The organism is Saliphagus sp. LR7 (assembly GCF_003344565.1).
Lineage (GTDB): Archaea > Halobacteriota > Halobacteria > Halobacteriales > Natrialbaceae > Saliphagus > Saliphagus infecundisoli.
Genome location: NZ_QPND01000066.1, coordinates 1 through 1,513, shown reverse-complemented (window position 1 = coordinate 1,513; position 1,513 = coordinate 1). Strand labels below are relative to the sequence as shown.

Annotated in this window: 1 protein-coding gene; it reads left to right on the top strand. The window is 57.8% G+C overall.

Features of this window, described 5'->3' with window-relative positions:
• Nucleotides 1-107: 107 nt before the first annotated feature.
• Nucleotides 108-1,298, top strand: coding sequence for an ISH3 family transposase (locus DVH23_RS23170; RefSeq protein ID WP_114579689.1), 1,191 nt, complete (start codon nt 108-110; stop codon nt 1,296-1,298).
• The last annotated feature ends 215 nt before the right edge of the window (nt 1,299-1,513 follow it).

The following is a 1,513-nucleotide window of genomic DNA, read 5'->3' as shown; positions in this document are numbered from 1 at the left end:
GTCGCTAGTTGTCCACTCTGGCTCAGAAGCCTCCTAACTGACACGTCGTCGTAAAGGAAGCGGGTGAATCAGGTGACTGATTCATCCGCTGTCCGGATACGCACCTGATGAACATTCCACAACTCAAACAGGTGCTTACAGATCCGGACGAGTTCATTACGAACAGCCAACTCAAGACTCTTGCTCTGGAAGTGCTTGAGCTGGTGCCATTGCCAGGAATCGAGGGTTCGCCCCTCGATTCCGTCGATATCATGGAAGTCGTCCTCCGAGCAGCCGTTGGAACAACTTCGGTCAACGGCGTCACGACCAATACAGAGGACACGCCCAACAGAGAACCCGTCATGGACTGGCTCCATACGCTCAACAAAGAGCCGATGCTGGACGCTGTCAACGATATTCTCGCGACGCTGACGATGTCGGTTCTCGACCGATCGCGGTCGAGAACCGTCTGCATCGACTTCATGGACAACCCATTTCACGGCTATCCCGACGACGAAACCGAGTTCAGGCGAATGCAAGCCCGTGACGGCACGACGAAGTGCCACAGGTACTGCACGGCGTTCGTGATCGCCCAGGGAAAGCCGCTGACACTGGCAGTTGAACCGGTGGATGGCGATGACAGTGCCGCCGACGCGGTCGAGCGAGTGCTCGCCCGCGTCGAGCTGTATCCGTTCGAGATCAACCGAATTCTCATGGATCGAGCGGCCTACGTCGGAGAGGTAATCGGCGTTCTTCGGGCTGTTGCACCGCCAGTCTTCCCGGTCAAGACCGGGAAGGCGACGCTTCGGGAGAAACTCTCGGTGAACACGTCATACATGGCCGAAGAAACGATCTGTGAAGGCAAAGAGCACGAACAGACGTTTCCGATGGCCGTGCACATCACGTATCAGAACGGGGATCGTGGAAAGTCTGGCGTGAAAGCGACAGGATACGCGGCGTACGGTCTGGAAGACCGCACGCCGCCACAAGTCGCACGTATCTACACTGATCGATCGCGAATCGAGAAGAGCTACGAGAAGTTTCGTGAGGCACGAGCCGTAACGACAACGCCGTCACCGACAATTCGGCTGTTCTACGTCGGCGTTGGGTTCCTGTTAGAGCAGCTGTGGATCGTGATCCAGTGGGCCGTGCTCGCCGCGCCACGACGTGGCGGGCGAGCACTCCCAGTAGAGTTCACGTTCGGAGATGCGTTTCTCCATGGGATCGAAGGAGTGCTCGACGATGAGCTGGGATGGAAAGAGAAGCATCGAACGAACGGGGTTGGATTGCCGGCTGGATGCGACCACGGTCTCGGCTGAGCCGCCTCGCTTCGCGTGAAGCGAGGCTGGCGAACAGCGACAGCGCTCTTCTGAGGTGGCCTCAGCGACGGACAGAGCCGGAATAGATGTCTAATCCGATATGTCCTCGCATCCTCGCAGCGTATTTGTCGCTCTTCGGTCCTTTTTCGCCGTCCTTCCAATCTGAGACCGGACTTCTCCTTCCGCCGCTATCGATCGAGTGGACAACTAGCGAC